The sequence below is a fragment of the Citrobacter sp. ABFQG genome, assembly GCF_004322975.1.
Classification (GTDB): Bacteria; Pseudomonadota; Gammaproteobacteria; order Enterobacterales; family Enterobacteriaceae; genus Citrobacter; species Citrobacter freundii.
Genome location: NZ_CP036435.1, coordinates 790,639 through 808,802 on the forward strand (window position 1 = coordinate 790,639; position 18,164 = coordinate 808,802).

Genomic DNA, 18,164 nt, shown 5'->3' on the forward strand with positions numbered 1-18,164 from the left:
GCGAGTCATTTTTATGTTAACGCTATTTTTCACCGTTGCGTTGGTGCATATCGTTGCGCTGATGAGCCCCGGTCCCGATTTCTTTTTTGTTTCTCAAACTGCGGTTAGCCGTTCGCGCAAAGAGGCGATGATGGGCGTGCTGGGTATTACCTGCGGCGTCATGGTCTGGGCTGGCGTGGCACTGCTCGGCCTGCATCTGATTATCGAAAAAATGGCCTGGCTGCACACCATTATTATGGTAGGTGGGGGTCTGTATCTGTGCTGGATGGGTTATCAGATGCTGCGCGGCGCGTTTAAAAAACAGGATGTTGCAGCTCCCACTCCGCAGGTTGAGCTGGCGCAGAGCGGACGCAGCTTCTTGAAAGGTCTGCTGACCAACCTGGCGAACCCTAAAGCCATAATCTATTTTGGCTCCGTCTTCTCATTGTTCGTTGGCGACAACGTCGGAACGGGCGCGCGTTGGGGGATTTTTGCTCTGATTATCGTGGAAACGCTGGCGTGGTTTACCGTGGTTGCCAGCCTGTTTGCGCTGCCGAAGATGCGTCGTGGCTATCAGCGCCTGGCGAAGTGGATTGACGGTTTTGCCGGGGCGCTGTTCGCGGGTTTCGGCATCCACCTGATTATTTCGCGCTAAGTTTGTTACCCGCCTGGGAGTCCCGGGCGGAGTACGGTTTATTGCACAAGCTTCTGTAATTCATCCTTCGAAAGGCCGGTCATTTCCATAATCGCATCGGTATCAAGACCTCGCTTGAGCATTGCTTTTGCTATGTCCAGTATGGCAATACGTTTGCCCTCTTCGCGGCCTATCTGCTTTAGTTGATCCGCCATTGTCATCAGTTTGTCTCCATGCTGCGGCACACGCTGTGCCAGCTTATACAATAATGTCTGAACATCTTGTGTATTCCCTGCTTGCACCATGTAGTTTACCAGCACGGTTATTTGTTGTCCGCTCATCTTCTCCAGCATAAACAGGCGGGTAAGCTTATCCAGCAGCTGTGCCATGTCGCGCTGGCGAATGTGTTTTTGTACTAATGTCAGCGCCGCCATACTGCGATGCTGCATGATTTCATCATCTGGAATAACCGTCACATCCACCAACGGAAACGGTGTGCTGTAAAGTTGAAGGGCGGTTCCCGAATCCTCAAAGTGATCCAGCCAGTTCATTGAGCCTTGCCATGGGCTTTGCTTACCATGGTAAAAGAGCACTGGAATCACCAGCGGTAGAGTGTCGTTTCCAGCCTCAAGATGACGCTGCATCGCTGCGATAGCGTAGCGCATCAGGCGAAATGACATATGCTTGTCAGGTGAGCTTTGATGCTCGATGAGCACATGTACATAGCCATGCCCGCTGGTGGTTTCCAGTGAGTAGAGAATATCGCTGAAATAGGGGCGCAGATCGTCCTCCACAAAACTGCCTGATTCCAGACGGAGCGTTTCCAGTTTGCAGATTTTGATTAACGAGGGAGGAAGATGAAGTTCGATAAAGTCCCGCGCGGTTTCCACGCGGGAGAGGAAGGTCTTAAATACTGCGTCATGGGGTGTCGTTGCTTCCGCCATCGTCCATCATCCGTGAGAAGTGAGAGTGGCGGCATTCTTACTCTGGTATTCAACACCTAACAGCACAGAATAAAAGACTTTTCCTCCTTTGCGGCTAAGTATGGAAAGTCATATTCAGACGCTCATACTGTTAGCATTTCTTTGCGAGTGCCGTTCCATTGGCTAGGCATGCCTTGCCGATGCCAGCAGGGCGCCTATCAACATAAACAGCGAACCGAACACTTTGTTCAGCGCCTTCATTTGCTTTGGCCCTTTAATCCAGCCAGCAATGCGCGTGGCCAGCGTCGCGTAACCGATCATCACAATGATATCGACCACGATGGTCGTAACGCCAAGCACCACGTACTGCATCAGTTGCGGTTCCTGCGGCAGGATAAACTGCGGGAACAGGGCGGCAAGAAAAACAATGCTCTTGGGGTTGGTCAGATTCACAAAGACCGCGCGTTTGAACAGGCGGCTGCGTGATTGTGTATTCGCCATGGTGTTCAGATCGATAGCGCCCGCAGCCCGCCATTGTTGAATACCCAGCCAAATCAGATAGGCCGCTCCCGCCCACTTCAGCACCTCAAACGCGATCACCGAACGAGAAAATAGCGTTCCCAGCCCCACGCCAACCAAAACGATATGAATGCCCAGCCCTGTCTGTAAACCTGCAATCGACGCGCTGGCACCTCGATATCCGTGGCTGATGGCGGTGGTCATAGTGTTGATTGCGCCAGAGCCTGGAGACAAGCTCAAAATAATAGAGGTCAGCAGGTAGGCGAACCACCATTCAAAGGTCATGAGAAACTCCCGGATTGTCTATTTTTATGCCACAATACGCTACTGCCGTTAGGTTGTATCAACGACGGTGAAAAAAACGATTTTACTTGGTCAACGAGGCTGGATACCCGATGTTTCAGCAGCAAAAAGACTGGGAAACAAGAGAAAACGCGTTTGCTGCTTTTTCCATGGGGCCACTGACAGATTTCTGGCGTCAGCGGGAAGAAGCGGAATTTACGGGCGTGGATGATATCCCCGTACATTTTGTGCGTTTTCATGCAGAAAAAAACGATCGCGTCATCGTCGTCTGTCCTGGACGCATTGAAAGCTATGTGAAATACGCTGAACTGGCGTATGACCTGTTTCATTCTGGTTTTGACGTGCTCATTATCGATCACCGTGGTCAGGGGCGTTCCGGGCGAATGCTTTCGGATCCACATCGCGGTCATGTCGATAACTTTAATGACTATGTCGACGATCTAACCGCCTTCTGGCAGCAGGAGGTGCTACCCGGCCCGTGGAGAAAACGCTATATCCTGGCGCATTCAATGGGCGGGGCGATTGCCACGTTATTCCTGCAGCGCCACCCGAATCAGTGTGATGCCATCGCGCTTTGTGCACCGATGTTTGGTATTGTGATGCGCTTTCCCGACTGGATGGTGCGCCACATTCTGGACTGGGCTGAAGGGCATCCGCGGATCCGCGAAGGCTATGCGATGGGAACCGGGCGCTGGCGGGCGCTGCCGTTCGGTATGAATGCGTTAACCCATAGTCGACAGCGCTATCGGCGCAATCTACGCTTCTATGCTGATGAGCCGCGGTTGCGCGTTGGTGGTCCCACCTATCACTGGGTACGCGAAGGGATTCTGGCTGGTGAACAGGTTTTGGCTGGCGCTGGGGATGATGCGACGCCGACGCTGCTGATTCAGGCTGAAGAAGAACGTGTAGTGGATAACCGCATGCACGATCGTTTTTGTGAACTCCGCGCCGCAGCGGGCCATCCTGTAGAAGGAGGTCAGCCGCTTGTCATAAAAGGCGCGTACCATGAGATCCTTTTTGAAAAGGACGCCATGCGCTCAGTCGCGCTTAACGCTATTGTCGAATTTTTCGACAAACATAACTCATCCAGCGGAACCCGCTTTGCCTAGAGGTTTAATTTTCTTATGTATCAGGTTGTTGCGTCTGATTTAGACGGTACGCTGCTTTCCCCCGACCATACTCTGTCCCCCTATGCCAAAGAGACGCTGAAGTTATTGACCGCTCGCGGCGTTAACTTCGTGTTTGCGACTGGCCGTCATCATGTTGATGTGGGGCAAATTCGCGATAACCTCGGCATTAAAACCTACATGATCACGTCCAACGGCGCGCGGGTGCATGATTCTGACGGGAATCTGGTTTTTTCCCATAACCTGGATCGCGACATTGCCAGCGACCTGTTTGGCGTAGTGAATGCAAATCCGGACATCGTAACCAACGTTTATCGCGATGATGAATGGTTTATGAATCGCCATCGTCCGGACGAAATGCGCTTTTTCAAAGAAGCAGTGTTTAACTATTCCCTGTTTGAACCTGCGCTACTGGAGCCGGAAGGCGTCAGCAAAGTGTTCTTCACCACCGACTCTCACGAAAGACTGCTACCGCTGGAGCAGGCGATTAACGCCCGCTGGGGCGATCGCGTCAACGTCAGCTTCTCTACGCTTACCTGTCTGGAAGTCATGGCGGGCGGCGTGTCGAAAGGTCATGCGCTGGAAGCGGTAGCGAAAGCGATGGGCTACAGCCTGAAAGACTGCATCGCTTTTGGCGATGGGATGAACGATGCGGAAATGCTCTCCATGGCGGGCAAAGGCTGCATCATGGGCAATGCCCACCAGCGCCTGAAGGATCTGCATCCGGAGCTGGAAGTCATCGGACTCAACGCCGACGATGCCGTGCCGCACTACCTGCGCGATCTCTTTTTAAAGTAATTGTTCTTTAGTTGACCAGTTGTCAACTAAACTCTCCGCTACAATGGATGTTCCCTGTTCTAAGAGACATCCATTGTGGCGCTACTCATCATTACCACTATTTTGTGGGCCTTTTCCTTCAGCCTGTTTGGCGAGTACCTTGCTGGTCATGTCGATAGCTATTTTGCGGTGCTGGTGCGCGTTGGACTCGCGGCGCTGGTGTTCCTGCCGTTTTTACGAACCCGTGGGCACAGCGTAAAAACGATCGCGCTATATATGCTGGTGGGGGCCATGCAGCTTGGCATTATGTATATGCTGAGTTTTCACGCCTACCTGTATCTGACGGTTTCAGAGCTGTTGCTTTTCACCGTGCTGACGCCGCTCTACATCACGCTGATTTATGACCTGATGAGCGGGCGCCGTTTGCGTTGGAGCTACGCTTTCAGTGCGTTACTGGCGGTGATTGGCGCGGGGATTATTCGTTACGATCAGGTAACCAGCCACTTCTGGACTGGCCTGCTGCTGGTGCAGCTTTCCAACATTAGTTTTGCCATCGGTATGGTGGGCTACAAGCGTCTGATGGAAACCCGCCCAATGCCACAGCATAACGCTTTTGCCTGGTTTTACATGGGGGCCTTTATGGTGGCTGTCGTGGCCTGGTTCATGCTGGGCAATGCGCAGAAAATGCCTGCAACCACGCTACAGTGGGGAATTCTGGTCTTTCTTGGCGTGGCAGCGTCCGGCATTGGTTACTTTATGTGGAACTACGGCGCGACCCAGGTGGATGCCGGTACGCTGGGCATCATGAACAATATGCATGTGCCGGCCGGGCTGTTGGTCAACCTGGCTATCTGGCATCAACAGCCTCACTGGCCAAGCTTCATCATTGGCGCGGCTGTGATAGTGGCCTCACTGTGGGTACATCGAAAGTGGGTCGTTCCGCACTCCGCACAAACGGCAGATGATCGCAGGCGTGATTCCGCGCTGAGCGAATAAACGCTTCTGTGACCGGCTGTCGCTGCTCGCCATCACGCACGGCGGCGTACAGTCGACTCCACAATCCATCACCCAGGGTTTTAGTCACTACTAAACCCTGGCGTTCAAAACTCTCCACCACCCAGTGCGGTAACGCCGCGATACCCATTCTGGCTGCAACCATCTGAATCAGCAGCAGGGTGTTATCCACGCTCTTCAGCGACGGACTCACGCCCGCAGGCTGTAAGAAATGTCGCCAGACATCCAGTCGACTCCGTTGCACCGGGTAAATGAGCAGCGTCTCGCTGGCCAAATCTTCCGGCGCGATTTGCGTTTTGCTGGCCAACGGATGGTCAGGCGCCAGTACCAGGCGGACTTCAAAATCAAACATCGGTGAGTAGTGCAATCCGCTGCGCGGCAGGATGTCGGAGGTTAACACCAGATCCAGCTCATCCTGCTGTAGCGCTGGTTGCGGATCGAACGTCACGCCGGATTTAAAGTCCATCTCCACCTGTGGCCAGTTGGCACGAAAATTCTCCAGCGCGGGCGTCAGCCATTGAATACAACTGTGACATTCAATTGCGATTCGCAGCCGGGTTTGCTGCGGTTCGTTGCAAGCCTGCAGCGCACGACCAATTTGCGGCAACACCTGATTGGCTAATTGCAGCAGGATTTCTCCCTGCGGCGTAAAGCGCAGAGGCTGGCTTTTACGGATAAAAAGTCGAAAGCCAAGGCGCTGCTCCAGATCGCTGAACTGGTGAGAAAGAGCGGATTGGGTCTGATGCAACGTCGCCGCGGCGGCTGCCAGCGAACCGCTATTCCGCAACGCCTGGAGCGTTTTCAGGTGTTTAATCTCGATCATGAAAGTCCTTCACTTCGGCATGAACAAATTGCGCTTGAGGAATATACAGTACTTGCGAAATATAGCGGTGTAAACATCTGGACGGCTAAAACCTGCAAATTAAATAAGAGGCATATAATGACAATACTTAATCACACCCTCGGTTTCCCTCGCGTTGGCCTGCGTCGCGAGTTGAAGAAAGCGCAAGAAAGTTACTGGGCGGGAAATTCTTCCCGTGAAGATTTGCTGACCGTTGGCCGCGAGCTGCGTGCCCGCCACTGGGATCAGCAGAAGCAGGCGGGTGTTGACCTGCTGCCGGTAGGTGATTTTGCCTGGTACGATCACGTGCTGACTACCAGCCTGCTGCTCGGCAACGTTCCGGCTCGTCATCAGAATAAAGACGGCTCGGTCGATATCGATACCTTATTCCGTATTGGCCGTGGCCGCGCACCGACCGGTGAGCCAGCGGCGGCGGCAGAAATGACCAAATGGTTTAATACCAACTATCACTACATGGTGCCAGAGTTCACCAAAGGTCAGCAGTTCAAACTGACCTGGACGCAACTGCTGGATGAAGTAGACGAAGCGCTGGCGCTCGGGCACAAGGTGAAACCTGTGCTGCTGGGGCCGGTAACTTACCTGTGGCTGGGGAAAGTGAAGGGCGAACAGTTTGACCGCCTGAGTCTGTTGAACGACATTCTGCCGGTTTACCAGCAGGTGCTGGCGGAGCTGGCAAAACGGGGTATTGAGTGGGTGCAGATTGACGAACCTGCTCTGGTGCTGGAATTACCGCAAGCGTGGCTGGACGCTTTCAAACCAGCTTATGATGCCCTGCAGGGCCAGGTGAAGCTGCTACTGACCACCTACTTCGAAGGCGTAACGCCAAACTTGGATACCATTACCGCGCTGCCGGTGCAGGGACTGCACGTCGACTTCGTGCACGGTAAAGATGATGTCGCCGAGCTGCACAAACGTCTGCCTGCCGACTGGCTGCTGTCAGCGGGCCTGGTGAACGGGCGCAACGTCTGGCGCGCCGATCTCAGCGAAAAATACGCGCAAATTAAAGATATCGTCGGGAAACGTGACCTGTGGGTGGCTTCTTCCTGCTCCCTGCTGCACAGCCCCATTGATCTCAGCGTGGAAACCCGCCTTGATGCAGAGGTGAAGAGCTGGTTTGCCTTCGCCCTGCAAAAATGCGGCGAGCTGGCGCTGCTGCGTGATGCGTTGAACAGCGGTGATACGGCGGCAATTGTCGAATGGAGCGCACCGATTCAGGCTCGTCGTCACTCTACTCGTGTCCACAACGCCGCAGTGGAAAAACGTCTGGCGGCAATCACCGCCCAGGACAGCCAGCGCGCCAACGCTTATCCGGTTCGTGCCGAGGCGCAACGTGCCCGCTTTAATCTGCCGGCATGGCCGACCACGACTATCGGCTCATTCCCGCAAACCACCGAAATTCGCGGTCTGCGTCTGGACTTCAAAAAGGGCAACCTGGATGCCGGTAACTACCGCACCGGTATTGCGGAACATATCAAACAGGCGATCGCCGAACAGGAGCGTCTGGGGCTCGACGTGCTGGTACACGGTGAAGCCGAACGTAACGACATGGTGGAATACTTTGGTGAGCATCTGGACGGGTTCGTCTTTACCCAGAACGGTTGGGTGCAGAGCTATGGCTCCCGTTGCGTGAAGCCACCGGTAGTCATTGGCGACGTCAGCCGCCCGGAAGCGATCACCGTGGAGTGGGCGAAGTATGCCCAGTCACTGACCGACAAACCGGTAAAAGGTATGCTGACCGGTCCGGTGACCATTCTTTGCTGGTCATTCCCGCGTGAAGACGTGACGCGTGAAACCATCGCGAAGCAGATTGCGCTGGCGTTGCGTGATGAAGTTGCGGATCTGGAAGCAGCGGGGATCGGCATTATCCAGATTGATGAGCCGGCACTGCGTGAAGGTTTACCGCTGCGTCGCAGCGACTGGGCGGCGTATCTGGAGTGGGGCGTGGAAGCCTTTCGCATTAACGCGGCAGTGGCGAAGGATGAAACCCAGATCCACACCCACATGTGTTACTGCGAGTTCAACGACATCATGGACTCCATTGCGGCGCTGGACGCGGACGTGATCACTATTGAGACTTCACGTTCTGATATGGAGCTGCTGGAGTCGTTCGAAGAGTTCGACTATCCGAACGAAATCGGGCCGGGCGTCTACGACATTCACTCGCCGAACGTCCCGAGCGTGGAGTGGATTGAAGCTCTGCTGAAGAAAGCCGAGCAGCGTATTCCGGCTGAGCGTCTGTGGGTGAACCCGGACTGCGGCCTGAAAACGCGCGGCTGGCCGGAAACCCGTGCTGCGCTGGCAAACATGGTTAAAGCGGCGCAGAATCTGCGTCAGGCGTAAAAACAAAACGGAGGCTGATGCCTCCGTTTTGTTTATTGGTTTGCCTGGCGGGAATTATTTCTTCCCACCGTATTGCGCGAACCACTCCAGCATTCTCTGCCAGCCGTCTTTCGCGGACTCTTCGTGATAGCTCGGGCGATAATCGGCGTTGAAGGCATGTCCGGCATCGGGATAGACCACGATTTCCGCTTTCGCATTGGCGGCGCGTAGCGCCTGACGCATTGTTTCAACGGTATCTTGCGGAATGCTGGTATCCTGGCCGCCATAAAGTCCCAAAACGGGGGCGTTAAGATCGGTTGCGATATCAACGGGATGTTTCGGCGAGTTGAGGGTTTTATCACCCACCAGTTTGCCATACCACGCCACCGCCGCTTTTAACTGCGGATTATGTGCGGCATACAGCCAGGTGATGCGTCCACCCCAGCAAAATCCGGTGATCATCAGTTGGTGCGCATCTCCCCCGTTGCGGGAGGCCCAACTGGCGACGTGGTCCAGATCGGCCAGTACCTGAGAGTCAGGCACTTTGGCGACAAGGCCGCTGAGCAACGTGGGGATATCGGCAAAGTCATTGGGATCGCCTTCGCGAAAATAGAGTTCTGGTGCGATAGCCAGATACCCTTCCAGAGCCAGACGGCGGCAAACGTCACGAATATGCTCATGAATACCAAAAATCTCCTGCACGACAATGACCACGGGAAGCAGTCCATCGGTTTGTTTTGGTCGTGCGTGATACGCTGGCATATCATCGCCTTGTGAAGGTATGGACGTTACACCGGCGATAATTTCGTTATCCGGAGTGTGAACCGTGGTAGACGTCGGTGGAGATACAGCAGGTGCAAAGCCAGATTGTCGTGTTGTCATGGTATTCTCCGTACCCTTAAATATTCAGCCAAAAAGCGCATTGTTAACTATAGACACATGCAACGAACCACATTGCCTTAAACGGGCTATCTTTTGTGCAGGGCTTCCTTACATCGCATCATTTATGTGATACGCATCACTTTTTGATGGTAATTGAATGCAATTGATTTACATCATAGTGATGACTGTCACGAAAATATGTTCATGCCTTCGGTAAAGTGTGTTTTTGCTTCTTCTGACAAAACCGATTCACAGAGGAGTTTTTATGTCTAAGTCTGATGTTTTTCATCTCGGCCTCACTAAGAGCGACTTACAAGGGGCTACGCTTGCTATCGTCCCTGGCGACCCGGAGCGTGTGGAAAAGATCGCCGCGCTGATGGATAAGCCGGTTAAGCTGGCATCTCATCGCGAGTTCACTACCTGGCGTGCTGAGCTGGATGGTAAAGCCGTGATCGTTTGCTCTACCGGTATCGGCGGCCCGTCAACCTCTATTGCCGTTGAAGAACTGGCACAACTGGGCATTCGTACCTTCCTGCGTATCGGTACGACTGGCGCTATCCAGCCGCATATCAATGTAGGTGATGTCCTGGTCACCACGGCGTCTGTCCGTCTGGACGGCGCAAGCCTGCACTTCGCGCCAATGGAGTTCCCGGCCGTTGCGGACTTCGAGTGCACCACCGCGCTGGTGGAAGCGGCGAAATCTATCGGCGCCACTACCCACGTGGGCGTTACCGCATCTTCTGACACCTTCTACCCGGGCCAGGAACGTTACGACACCTTCTCTGGTCGCGTCGTGAGCCGTTTCAAAGGCTCGATGGAAGAGTGGCAGTCTATGGGCGTTATGAACTACGAAATGGAATCTGCCACGCTGCTGACCATGTGCGCAAGCCAGGGTCTGCGTGCCGGTATGGTCGCGGGTGTTATCGTGAACCGTACTCAGCAAGAGATCCCTAATGCGGAAACGATGAAACAAACAGAAAGCCATGCGGTAAAAATCGTGGTGGAAGCTGCGCGTCGTTTACTGTAATTCTCCCGTCTATTCAAAAAGGCCGACGCGTTCGGCCTTTTTATTTTGCGTAGTACCTCGCAGGAAATTCCTTTTAAACTGGACGTTTATACAGCACAATTCTATTTTGTGCGGGTAAGTCGTTGCTGTAAGGGGGCGTTGTGGATATTTCAATTATGATGAGTGCCGTGCTGGCGTTAGCCGCAGGGCTGCTGGTTGGGTGGCTGGCAACAAAAGCGCGCGCCGACAGGATCCGTGCCGATCTCATCGAAGAACGACGTGAACTGGATATCGCGCTAAGTGCCGCCCGGCAACAACTCTCACAGGAAGCCCACTGGCGTGATGAGTGCGAACTGCTGAATAACGAACTCCGCAGCCTGCACAGTATCAATACCTCGCTGGAGGCCGATCTCCGGGAAGTCACCACTCGTCTGGAAGCAACGCAACAGCATGCGGAAGATAAAATTCGTCAGATGATCAACAGCGAACAGCGCCTGAGCGAGCAGTTTGAAAATCTGGCGAACCGTATATTCGAGCACAGCAATCGCCGCGTAGATGAGCAAAATCGCCAAAGCCTGAACAGCTTGTTGGCACCGCTTCGCGAACAACTGGACGGTTTTCGACGCCAGGTTCAGGATAGCTTTGGTAAAGAGGCACAGGAACGTCATACTCTGGCGCACGAAATTCGTAATCTCCAGCAACTGAATGCGCAGATGGCACAGGAAGCGGTAAACCTGACGCGGGCATTAAAAGGCGATAACAAAACGCAGGGTAACTGGGGCGAGGTCGTACTCACGCGGGTGCTTGAGGCTTCCGGTCTGCGCGAAGGCTATGAATACGAAACCCAGGTCAGCATCGAAAACGACGCCCGTTCGCGGATGCAGCCGGATGTTATTGTCCGATTACCGCAGGGCAAAGATGTGGTGATTGATGCGAAAATGACGCTGGTCGCCTATGAACGCTATTTTAACGCTGAAGATGAATTCACCCGCGAGAGCGCGTTGCAGGAGCACATCGCCTCGGTGCGCAACCACATTCGTCTGCTGGGCCGCAAAGACTATCAGCAGCTTCCGGGGCTGCGTACGCTTGATTATGTGCTGATGTTTATCCCCGTTGAGCCTGCTTTTTTATTGGCGCTCGACAGACAGCCAGAACTGATTACCGAAGCGCTTAGAAATAACATTATGCTGGTGAGCCCTACCACGCTGTTGGTGGCATTGCGCACGATTGCCAACCTGTGGCGCTACGAGCATCAGAGTCGTAATGCGCAACAAATTGCCGATCGGGCCAGTAAACTTTATGACAAGATGCGGTTGTTTGTGGATGATATGTCGGCAATAGGTCAAAGCCTGGACAAAGCCCAGGATAATTACCGACAGGCGATGAAAAAACTCTCTTCCGGTCGTGGAAACGTCCTGTCGCAGGCAGAAGCGTTTCGCAGTTTAGGTGTAGAAATTAAGCGCGAGATTAATCCTGAGCTGGCTGAGCAAGCCACTACGCAGGATGAAGAATACCGCTTGCGCTCGGTCCCTGAGACGCAACAAGATGCGTCTTACCCCGATGGTGAAGCGGTAAATCAGCAATCAAACTAGTCCATTTGGGGTAGTTGAACCCGGCAGAAGGGTAGGGCAAATTGGCCCAATCTGTTACACTTCTCGAACATTTTTTGGATGAGCAGGCACTGAGATGGTGGATAATTCACAAGAAACGACGCACTTTGGCTTTCAGACCGTCGCTAAAGAGCAGAAAGCTGACATGGTGGCCCACGTTTTTCATTCTGTGGCCTCTAAATATGACGTCATGAATGACTTAATGTCATTCGGCATTCATCGTTTGTGGAAGCGCTTCACCATTGACTGCAGTGGCGTGCGTCGCGGGCAAACCGTTCTCGATTTAGCAGGCGGTACCGGCGATCTGACGGCGAAATTCTCTCGCATGGTAGGCGAAACCGGCAAAGTTGTGCTGGCGGATATCAATGACTCAATGCTCAAAATGGGTCGCGAAAAGCTGCGCAATATTGGTGTGGTGGGTAACGTTGAGTACGTTCAGGCGAATGCGGAAGCACTACCTTTCCCTGACAACACGTTTGACTGCATCACCATCTCTTTCGGTCTGCGCAACGTTACGGATAAAGACAAAGCATTACGCTCCATGTACCGCGTATTGAAGCCGGGCGGACGTCTACTGGTGCTGGAATTCTCCAAGCCGATTATCGAACCGTTGAGCAAAGCCTACGACGCGTACTCTTTCCATGTTCTGCCGCGTATAGGTTCAATGGTAGCAAGCGATGCGGACAGCTACCGCTATCTGGCGGAATCCATCCGCATGCATCCCGATCAGGACACCTTAAAAGCAATGATGCAAGATGCCGGGTTCGAAAGCGTTGATTACTACAACCTGACAGCAGGTGTCGTTGCGCTGCATCGTGGTTACAAGTTCTGACAGGAGAGTGGGGATGCCTTTAAAACCCTTAGTGACCGCAGGCGTTGAAAATCTGCTCAACACCTTTCTGTACCGCTCTCCTGCGCTCAAGTCAGCCAGAACGCGTTTACAGGGCAAAGTGCTACGTGTTGATCTCAAAGGATTTTCAACATCGTTAGTCCTGGTGTTTAGTGAGCGCCAGGTCGATGTGCTGGGGGCGTGGGAAGGCGAAGCCGATTGCACCGTAATCACATATGCCAGTGTGTTACCGAAATTGCGTGACAGACAGCAACTCACCACGCTTATCCGCAGCGGTGAACTGGAAGTCCAGGGTGATATCCAGGTAGTACAGAACTTTGTTGCGCTGGCCGATCTGGCCGAGTTGGATCCTGCAGAACTGTTAGCACCCTATACCGGCGATATCGTCGCGGAAGGGGTCAGCAAAGTCTTGCGTGGTGGAGCGAAGTTCCTGTGCCATAACTTTCAGCGCCAGCAGCGCTATGTCGCCGAAGCGATCACCGAAGAGTGGCGCATGGCTCCTGGCCCACTAGAGGTTGCATGGTTTGCTGAAGAAACGGCAGCCGTTGAGCGCGCGGTTGAATCTCTGGCCAAACGGCTGGAAAAACTGGAGGCCAAATGACGCCAGGTGAAGTACGGCGCCTTTATTTCATCATTCGCACTTTTTTAAGCTACGGTCTTGATGAACTCATCCCCAAAATGCGAATCACGCTGCCGCTTCGGTTGTGGCGTTACTCGTTGTTCTGGATGCCCAACCGACATAAAGACAAACCGCTGGGAGAAAGGCTGAGACTGGCTTTACAGGAACTCGGCCCGGTGTGGATCAAGTTTGGGCAGATGCTCTCCACCCGTCGCGACCTTTTCCCTCCGCACATCGCCGATCAGCTTGCGCTATTGCAGGATCGTGTTGCCCCGTTTGATGGGCTTAGAGCGAAAAAACAAATCGAAGAGGCCATGGGCGGGCTGCCCGTCGAGGAATGGTTTGATGATTTTGAAATCACGCCGCTGGCGTCTGCGTCTGTTGCTCAGGTTCACACTGCGCGATTGAAATCGAATGGCAAAGAGGTGGTGATCAAAGTTATTCGCCCGGACATACTGCCGGTCATCAAAGCGGATTTAAAACTGATCTACCGCCTGGCTCGTTGGGTTCCTCGTCTGCTGCCAGATGGGCGTCGTCTGCGACCAACAGAAGTCGTCCGTGAATATGAAAAAACGTTAATTGATGAGCTAAATCTGCTGCGCGAATCTGCGAATGCCATTCAGCTACGACGTAATTTTGAAGATAGCCCGATGCTGTACATCCCGGAAGTGTATTCCGACTATTGCAGTCAGAACATGATGGTGATGGAGCGCATTTACGGTATCCCGGTTTCAGATGTCACCACGCTTGAGAATAACGGCACCAATATGAAACTGTTGGCCGAGCGTGGTGTTCAGGTCTTCTTTACTCAGGTTTTCCGCGACAGCTTTTTCCATGCGGACATGCACCCCGGGAACATTTTCGTCAGTTATGAGCACCCTGAAAACCCTAAATACATTGGTATTGATTGTGGGATTGTGGGCTCTTTAAACAAAGAAGATAAGCGTTACCTGGCTGAAAACTTCATTGCGTTCTTTAACCGCGATTACCGCAAAGTTGCTGAACTGCACGTGGATTCTGGTTGGGTTCCACCGGATACCAACGTAGAAGAGTTTGAATTTGCTATTCGTACCGTGTGCGAGCCGATTTTTGAAAAACCGCTTGCGGAGATTTCCTTTGGTCATGTGCTGTTGAATTTGTTCAACACTGCGCGCCGCTTCAATATGGAAGTCCAGCCTCAACTGGTATTGCTACAGAAGACGCTGCTGTACGTTGAGGGTGTCGGACGACAGCTCTACCCGCAGTTAGATTTGTGGAAAACGGCTAAGCCATTCCTCGAATCCTGGATTAAAGATCAGGTCGGTATTCCGGCGCTCGTTAGGGCATTTAAAGAAAAAGCACCGTTCTGGGTCGAAAAAATGCCAGAAATACCTGAACTGGTGTATGACAGTTTGCGCCAGGGCAAATATTTACAGCACAGTGTTGATAAGATTGCCCGCGAGCTTCACGCGAATCATGTACGCCAGGGACAATCCCGTTATTTATTGGGCATTGGCGCAACATTGTTGCTAAGTGGAACATTCCTGCTGGTAAGCCGCCCTGAGTGGGGGCTTATGCCGGGCTGGTTGATGGCAGGCGGTGTCTTAGCCTGGTTAATCGGCTGGCGCAAAATGCGCTGAATTTTTCATCGCCCAAGGCAGGCCGTGTAACGTATACTACGGCCTTATTAATTCATCATCTATGACAGAGGAACATGTATGGGTGGTATCAGTATTTGGCAGTTGTTGATCATTGCCGTCATCGTTGTACTGCTATTTGGCACCAAGAAACTCGGCTCCATCGGTTCCGATCTTGGCGCATCGATTAAAGGCTTCAAAAAAGCGATGGGTGATGATGAGCCTAAGCAAGATAAAACCAGCCAGGACGCTGATTTTACAGCTAAATCCATCACCGATAAGCAGGGCGAAGTGAAAAAGGAAGACGCCAAAAGCCAAGATAAAGAGCAGGTATAATCCGTGTTTGATATCGGTTTTAGCGAACTGTTATTGGTGTTCGTGATCGGCCTCATTGTCCTGGGGCCGCAACGATTACCCGTAGCGGTAAAAACGGTTGCTGGCTGGGTGCGTGCTTTACGTTCCCTGGCAACTACTGTTCAGAATGAACTGACCCAGGAGCTTAAGCTTCAGGAGTTTCAGGACAGCCTGAAGAAAGTAGAGAAAGCGAGCCTGACAAATCTGACCCCGGAGCTGAAAGCGTCAATGGATGAGCTGCGTGAAGCGGCGGAATCGATGAAGCGTTCTTACAGCGTGCACGATCCTGAGAAAGCGAGCGATGAAGCGCACACTATCCATAATCCGGTGGTGAAAGAAGGTGAAGCGCAGCGAGAAGGGGTCACCCCTGCCGCCGCTGAAAATCAGGCCAGTTCGCCGGAGCAAAAACCGGAATCCACGGGTGCTAAAACGCCAGAGCCGACGGAAAACACTTCCGCTACGTTGATGGATGCAGAAAAGAAAGCTGCCGCACCTGTTGTCGAATCCTCACCCTCGTCGAGTGATAAACCGTAAACATGTCTGTAGAAGATACCCAACCGCTCATCACGCATCTTATTGAGCTGCGTAAGCGACTCCTGAACTGTATTATTGCGGTAATCGTGATCTTTCTGGCGTTGGTTTATTTTGCCAACGACATTTACCATATGGTTGCAGCGCCTCTGATTAAACAGATGCCGCAGGGTGCAACGATGATCGCCACCGATGTGGCTTCGCCGTTCTTTACGCCAATCAAGTTGACCTTCATGGTGTCGCTGATCCTGTCAGCGCCAGTGATCCTCTACCAGGTATGGGCATTCATTGCGCCTGCTTTGTACAAACATGAACGTCGCCTGGTTGTGCCGCTGCTGGTCTCCAGTTCGTTGCTGTTCTACATCGGCATGGCATTCGCCTATTTTGTTGTCTTCCCGTTGGCGTTTGGTTTTCTGGCCAACACGGCTCCGCAAGGCGTACAGGTATCAACGGACATTGCCAGCTATCTCAGTTTCGTCATGGCTCTGTTTATGGCTTTCGGGGTCTCTTTTGAGGTCCCTGTCGCCATTGTGCTGCTATGCTGGATGGGCATTACGACGCCAGACGATTTACGCAAGAAGCGTCCTTACGTTGTGGTTGGGGCATTTGTCGTCGGGATGTTACTGACCCCGCCAGATGTCTTCTCGCAAACGTTGTTGGCGATACCGATGTACTGCCTGTTTGAAGTGGGCGTTTTCTTCTCTCGTTTCTATGTCGGCAAGCGACGTACGCGAGATGAGGACAACGAGGCCGAAGAAGCAAAAGAAGCCGAAGCCACCGAGAAAACAGAAGAGTAAATTCAACCGCCCGTCAGGGCGGTTGTCATATGGGAGGTAGCATGTTTGACATTGGCGTTAATTTAACCAGTTCACAATTTGCAAAAGACAGGGATGATGTTGTGGCGCGCGCCTTTGCTGCGGGCGTAAACGGTATGCTTCTGACCGGAACAAACCTGCACGAAAGCCAGCAGGCGCTAAAGTTGGCACAGCATTATCCGCATTGCTGGTCCACGGCTGGCGTGCACCCGCATGACAGCAGCCAATGGCAATCCTCAACGGAAGACGAGATTATCGCGCTGGCAAACCAGTCTGAGGTGGTCGCTATTGGCGAGTGCGGTCTGGATTTCAATCGCAATTTCTCCACGCCGCAGGAGCAGGAACGTGCTTTTGAGGCGCAACTGCGCATTGCTGCTGAACTGCAGATGCCGATTTTCATGCATTGTCGGGATGCCCATGAGCGTTTTCTGACGTTGCTGGAGCCGTGGCTGGATAGCCTCCCAGGCGCGGTGCTGCACTGTTTTACCGGAACGCGGCAGGAGATGCAGGACTGCGTGGACCGGGGACTCTATATCGGTATCACCGGCTGGGTCTGTGATGAGCGCCGGGGGATGGAACTGCGGGAACTGCTGCCGTTTATTCCGGTGGAAAGGCTGCTGATTGAAACCGATGCGCCTTACCTACTCCCTCGCGACTTAACGCCTAAACCGACGTCACGGCGCAATGAACCGGCGCACCTGCCACATATTCTTGAGCGTATTGCCCACTGGCGCGGGGAAAATCCTCAATGGCTGTCAGCAACCATTGATGCTAACGTCCGAACACTGTTCGAAGTGACCTTCTAAACGGCTTAAATTTTTCGAAAGCCGGTATTTTTCACACTCTGCTTAACCTCTTTATTCAACAGGTTAAGCAGTAGCATGGAACGTGCTTCGCCATCCGGTTCGGTGAAGATCGCTTTTAGCCCCTCAAATGCCCCTTCAGTAATAATCACGCTGTCCCCTGGCTGAGGAGTTTGCGGGTCAACAATTCCTTCAGGCTTGTAGATAGAAAGCTGGTGAATAACGGGAGAAGGAACTGTCGCAGGCGTCGCGCCAAAACGGACGAAATGGCTGACACCACGCGTGGCATTGATAGTGGTGGTGTGGATCACTTCCGGGTCGAACTCGACAAACATGTAATTAGGGAATAGTGGTTCACTGACTGTGGTACGTTTACCGCGCACTATTTTTTCCAGGGTGATCATAGGCGTCAGGCAGTTCACCGCCTGTCTTTCCAGGTGTTCCTGGGCTCGCTGAAGTTGCCCACGTTTGCAGTACAGTAAATACCAGGATTGCATAATAACTCTTATCCGCTTGTTCTGAGCGCCAGCATAGCAAAAGCCATGCGTTAAGTTAATTATACCCGCCTCAACGCAGGCTGAAACCCAATGGGTATATACTCCCAGGGCTTATATGTATCGC

Annotated in this window: 19 protein-coding genes; 14 read left to right on the forward strand and 5 right to left on the reverse strand. The window is 53.0% G+C overall.

The genetic code is table 11. The features are described 5' to 3' along the window. Positions 1-13: 13 nt before the first annotated feature. The gene (gene rhtC, locus WN16_RS03925; RefSeq protein WP_003828942.1) at positions 14-634 is read left to right on the forward strand and encodes a threonine export protein RhtC; all 621 of its coding nucleotides are present in this window, start codon (positions 14-16) and stop codon (positions 632-634) included. Positions 635-672: 38 nt separating this feature from the next. On the opposite strand, the gene WN16_RS03930 is transcribed toward rhtC, so the two are convergent. Together WN16_RS03930 and rhtB are read right to left on the reverse strand one after the other, a co-directional pair. Beyond that, the gene (locus WN16_RS03930; protein WP_032950636.1) at positions 673-1,557 is read right to left on the reverse strand and encodes an Rpn family recombination-promoting nuclease/putative transposase; all 885 of its coding nucleotides are present in this window, start codon (positions 1,555-1,557) and stop codon (positions 673-675) included. 162 nt (positions 1,558-1,719) lie between these two features. Continuing rightward, positions 1,720-2,340 (reverse strand): homoserine/homoserine lactone efflux protein, encoded by a 621-nt coding sequence (gene rhtB / locus WN16_RS03935; RefSeq protein WP_003828938.1) that lies wholly within the window; start codon positions 2,338-2,340, stop codon positions 1,720-1,722. A gap of 110 nt (positions 2,341-2,450) precedes the next feature. On the opposite strand from rhtB, the gene pldB reads away from it, so the two are divergent. The 3 genes from pldB to WN16_RS03950 all read left to right on the forward strand — a co-directional run bounded on the left by pldB (position 2,451) and on the right by WN16_RS03950 (position 5,258). Continuing rightward, positions 2,451-3,467 (forward strand): lysophospholipase L2, encoded by a 1,017-nt coding sequence (gene pldB / locus WN16_RS03940; RefSeq protein ID WP_003017911.1) that lies wholly within the window; start codon positions 2,451-2,453, stop codon positions 3,465-3,467. Positions 3,468-3,482: 15 nt separating this feature from the next. Continuing rightward, a complete protein-coding gene (gene yigL, locus WN16_RS03945) occupies positions 3,483-4,283 on the forward strand; it encodes a sugar/pyridoxal phosphate phosphatase YigL (RefSeq protein WP_003017910.1) in 801 nt (266 codons plus the stop codon). A 75-nt stretch (positions 4,284-4,358) separates the two neighbouring features. Further along, the gene (locus tag WN16_RS03950; RefSeq protein WP_003017909.1) at positions 4,359-5,258 is read left to right on the forward strand and encodes a carboxylate/amino acid/amine transporter; all 900 of its coding nucleotides are present in this window, start codon (positions 4,359-4,361) and stop codon (positions 5,256-5,258) included. Here WN16_RS03950 and metR read toward each other — a convergent pair. Further along, the gene (gene metR / locus WN16_RS03955) at positions 5,146-6,099 is read right to left on the reverse strand and encodes an HTH-type transcriptional regulator MetR (RefSeq protein WP_044702234.1); all 954 of its coding nucleotides are present in this window, start codon (positions 6,097-6,099) and stop codon (positions 5,146-5,148) included. The genes WN16_RS03950 and metR overlap by 113 nt on opposite strands. A 117-nt stretch (positions 6,100-6,216) precedes the next feature. Between metR and metE the strand changes: the two genes are divergently transcribed. Beyond that, positions 6,217-8,478 carry a 5-methyltetrahydropteroyltriglutamate--homocysteine S-methyltransferase gene (gene metE / locus WN16_RS03960; protein WP_044702237.1) on the forward strand — a complete coding sequence of 754 codons (2,262 nt, stop codon included), beginning with the start codon at positions 6,217-6,219 and terminating at the stop codon, positions 8,476-8,478. A 54-nt stretch (positions 8,479-8,532) separates the two neighbouring features. Here metE and WN16_RS03965 read toward each other — a convergent pair whose 3' ends face one another. After that, positions 8,533-9,339, reverse strand: coding sequence for a dienelactone hydrolase family protein (locus WN16_RS03965; RefSeq protein WP_016151242.1), 807 nt, complete (start codon positions 9,337-9,339; stop codon positions 8,533-8,535). 265 nt (positions 9,340-9,604) lie between these two features. Here WN16_RS03965 and udp point away from each other — a divergent pair, with 265 nt between their 5' ends. The 9 genes from udp to tatD all read left to right on the forward strand — a co-directional run bounded on the left by udp (position 9,605) and on the right by tatD (position 17,546). Continuing rightward, complete coding sequence (udp, locus tag WN16_RS03970) at positions 9,605-10,366, forward strand: uridine phosphorylase (RefSeq protein ID WP_003017903.1); 762 nt, start codon at positions 9,605-9,607, stop codon at positions 10,364-10,366. 140 nt (positions 10,367-10,506) lie between these two features. Next, complete coding sequence (gene rmuC, locus WN16_RS03975; protein ID WP_088169033.1) at positions 10,507-11,937, forward strand: DNA recombination protein RmuC; 1,431 nt, start codon at positions 10,507-10,509, stop codon at positions 11,935-11,937. Positions 11,938-12,031: 94 nt separating this feature from the next. Further along, entirely contained in the window at positions 12,032-12,787 is a 756-nt protein-coding gene (gene ubiE / locus WN16_RS03980; RefSeq protein ID WP_003017897.1) for a bifunctional demethylmenaquinone methyltransferase/2-methoxy-6-polyprenyl-1,4-benzoquinol methylase UbiE, read from the forward strand. A 13-nt stretch (positions 12,788-12,800) separates the two neighbouring features. Continuing rightward, the gene (ubiJ, locus tag WN16_RS03985) at positions 12,801-13,406 is read left to right on the forward strand and encodes a ubiquinone biosynthesis protein UbiJ (protein ID WP_003017894.1); all 606 of its coding nucleotides are present in this window, start codon (positions 12,801-12,803) and stop codon (positions 13,404-13,406) included. Continuing rightward, on the forward strand, positions 13,403-15,043 hold the full coding sequence (gene ubiB, locus WN16_RS03990) for a ubiquinone biosynthesis regulatory protein kinase UbiB (protein ID WP_044702239.1): 1,641 nt from the start codon (positions 13,403-13,405) through the stop codon (positions 15,041-15,043). Before ubiJ ends, ubiB begins: the two co-directional genes overlap by 4 nt. Before the next feature lie 78 nt (positions 15,044-15,121). After that, entirely contained in the window at positions 15,122-15,376 is a 255-nt protein-coding gene (tatA, locus tag WN16_RS03995) for a Sec-independent protein translocase subunit TatA (RefSeq protein ID WP_003017888.1), read from the forward strand. A gap of 3 nt (positions 15,377-15,379) precedes the next feature. Further along, complete coding sequence (tatB, locus tag WN16_RS04000; RefSeq protein ID WP_003841235.1) at positions 15,380-15,928, forward strand: Sec-independent protein translocase protein TatB; 549 nt, start codon at positions 15,380-15,382, stop codon at positions 15,926-15,928. Positions 15,929-15,930: 2 nt separating this feature from the next. Then, the gene (tatC, locus tag WN16_RS04005; protein WP_003017884.1) at positions 15,931-16,722 is read left to right on the forward strand and encodes a Sec-independent protein translocase subunit TatC; all 792 of its coding nucleotides are present in this window, start codon (positions 15,931-15,933) and stop codon (positions 16,720-16,722) included. 41 nt (positions 16,723-16,763) lie between these two features. Then, on the forward strand, positions 16,764-17,546 hold the full coding sequence (gene tatD / locus WN16_RS04010; protein ID WP_003017882.1) for a 3'-5' ssDNA/RNA exonuclease TatD: 783 nt from the start codon (positions 16,764-16,766) through the stop codon (positions 17,544-17,546). 5 nt (positions 17,547-17,551) lie between these two features. On the opposite strand, the gene rfaH is transcribed toward tatD, so the two are convergent. Next, positions 17,552-18,040: a transcription/translation regulatory transformer protein RfaH gene (rfaH, locus tag WN16_RS04015; RefSeq protein ID WP_003017881.1), complete on the reverse strand. Its 489-nt coding sequence runs from the start codon at positions 18,038-18,040 to the stop codon at positions 17,552-17,554. Positions 18,041-18,164 lie beyond the last annotated feature (124 nt).

Bases quoted from the DNA above. Each gene is read 5' to 3' on its own strand.
- tatD (WP_003017882.1), top strand. From the start codon at position 16,764: ATGTTTGACATTGGCGTTAATTTAACCAGTTCACAATTTGCAAAAGAC.
- WN16_RS03965 (WP_016151242.1), bottom strand. From the start codon at position 9,339: ATGACAACACGACAATCTGGCTTTGCACCTGCTGTATCTCCACCGACG.
- ubiE (WP_003017897.1), top strand. From the start codon at position 12,032: ATGGTGGATAATTCACAAGAAACGACGCACTTTGGCTTTCAGACCGTC.
- metE (WP_044702237.1), top strand. From the start codon at position 6,217: ATGACAATACTTAATCACACCCTCGGTTTCCCTCGCGTTGGCCTGCGT.
- ubiJ (WP_003017894.1), top strand. From the start codon at position 12,801: ATGCCTTTAAAACCCTTAGTGACCGCAGGCGTTGAAAATCTGCTCAAC.
- yigL (WP_003017910.1), top strand. From the start codon at position 3,483: ATGTATCAGGTTGTTGCGTCTGATTTAGACGGTACGCTGCTTTCCCCC.
- tatC (WP_003017884.1), top strand. From the start codon at position 15,931: ATGTCTGTAGAAGATACCCAACCGCTCATCACGCATCTTATTGAGCTG.
- tatA (WP_003017888.1), top strand. From the start codon at position 15,122: ATGGGTGGTATCAGTATTTGGCAGTTGTTGATCATTGCCGTCATCGTT.
- WN16_RS03930 (WP_032950636.1), bottom strand. From the start codon at position 1,557: ATGGCGGAAGCAACGACACCCCATGACGCAGTATTTAAGACCTTCCTC.
- rhtC (WP_003828942.1), top strand. From the start codon at position 14: ATGTTAACGCTATTTTTCACCGTTGCGTTGGTGCATATCGTTGCGCTG.
- metR (WP_044702234.1), bottom strand. From the start codon at position 6,099: ATGATCGAGATTAAACACCTGAAAACGCTCCAGGCGTTGCGGAATAGC.
- rhtB (WP_003828938.1), bottom strand. From the start codon at position 2,340: ATGACCTTTGAATGGTGGTTCGCCTACCTGCTGACCTCTATTATTTTG.
- rfaH (WP_003017881.1), bottom strand. From the start codon at position 18,040: ATGCAATCCTGGTATTTACTGTACTGCAAACGTGGGCAACTTCAGCGA.
- pldB (WP_003017911.1), top strand. From the start codon at position 2,451: ATGTTTCAGCAGCAAAAAGACTGGGAAACAAGAGAAAACGCGTTTGCT.
- udp (WP_003017903.1), top strand. From the start codon at position 9,605: ATGTCTAAGTCTGATGTTTTTCATCTCGGCCTCACTAAGAGCGACTTA.
- ubiB (WP_044702239.1), top strand. From the start codon at position 13,403: ATGACGCCAGGTGAAGTACGGCGCCTTTATTTCATCATTCGCACTTTT.